General features: G+C 64.7%; 1 protein-coding gene. It reads right to left on the bottom strand.

The window, feature by feature from the left end:
* Positions 1–834, bottom strand: an 834-nt coding sequence (locus tag HX846_RS36595; RefSeq protein ID WP_178967388.1) for a beta-ketoacyl synthase N-terminal-like domain-containing protein, incomplete at both ends; no start/stop codon positions are given.

Consider the following 834-nt stretch of genomic DNA (forward strand, 5'->3'; position numbering starts at 1 on the left):
CGAGGAGCAGGCTACGCCGTCCGGGAACAGGGCCGCGACCGCCAGGCTTTCCATGGCATCGTTATGTTGGGTAGCGGTGCCGTGCAGGTTCAGGTAACCGATTTGTCCGGGCGCCAGTTGTGCGCTGGCCAGGGCCTTGCGCATCGCTTGCAACGCACCCTTGCCGGTAGGCTCGGGGGCGGAAATATGGTGGGCGTCGCAACTGGCGCCACTGCCCAGCAGTGCGACCGGCGCCGGGGTTTTGCTCATCAGGAACAACACGGCGGCTTCGCCGATATTGATGCCGTTGCGGTTCAGCGAAAACGGATTGCAGCGCTCTGCCGAAACCGCCTCCAGCGACGAAAAACCATTGAGGGTCAGCTTGCACAGCGTGTCGACACCACCGCAGATCACCGCATCGCACACGCCCAGGTCCAACAGGCGTTGGGCACTCATCAGCGCTCGTGCGCTGGAGGTGCAGGCGGTGGAAATCACGTAGGCCGGGCCGCTCAGTTGCAGCCAGTCGGCGAGGAAATCGGCCGGGGCGCCAAGCGCCTGTTGCTGATAGTCGTAGTCGGCGGGGAACTGGTTTTCCCGCAGATAGTGGGCGATGCCACGGCTGGCTTCATCGATGCCCGAGGTGCTGGTGCCGAGCACGATGCCAATGCGCGACGCGCCGAACGTCTGGATCGCTTGCCGGATCTCGTCGTCAATCTGCAACGCGGCTTCCAGCAGCAACTGGTTATTGCGGCTGCGATGGGATTCCAGCCCGGGCGGTATCGCCGCCAGTTCACCGTGCACAGCGGCCACCGGCAACACACGCTCCGGCACCCAGCCGCTTTCGGCGCGCATGCC

This window comes from Pseudomonas sp. K5002 (assembly GCF_013386655.1).
Classification (GTDB): domain Bacteria; phylum Pseudomonadota; class Gammaproteobacteria; order Pseudomonadales; family Pseudomonadaceae; genus Aquipseudomonas.